General features: G+C 43.0%; 1 pseudogene. It reads left to right on the top strand.

Annotation, left to right across the window (positions count from 1 at the left end):
* Positions 1-316, top strand: a pseudogene (locus B4H32_RS10270) (amidophosphoribosyltransferase); the annotation flags it as partial.

Here is a 316-nt window from a genome sequence, read left to right as displayed (position 1 = left end):
AGGTGAAGCGATTTTCATTGACAGCAAAGGCCAGTTATTCTCAAAACAGTGCGCAGTGGATCCTGAATACCGCCCGTGTATTTTTGAATATGTTTATTTTGCCCGTCCAGATGCCACAATTGATGGAATCTCGGTATATAAAGCGCGCTTGAAAATGGGTGAAAAACTAGCCCATAAAATCCTGAAAGAATGGGGTGAGCAACACGATATTGATGTTGTGATTCCAATTCCTGATACCAGCCGTACCTCTGCCTTGGAGTTGGCGAATATTCTGGGTGTGAAGTTCCGTGAAGGGTTTATGAAAAACCGTTATATC

It is taken from the genome of Acinetobacter sp. UBA2063 (assembly GCF_002333245.1).
Lineage (GTDB): Bacteria > Pseudomonadota > Gammaproteobacteria > Pseudomonadales > Moraxellaceae > Acinetobacter > Acinetobacter parvus.
Note: the sequence above shows the minus strand (reverse complement) of the source record. Positions and strands in the feature narration are given on the sequence as shown.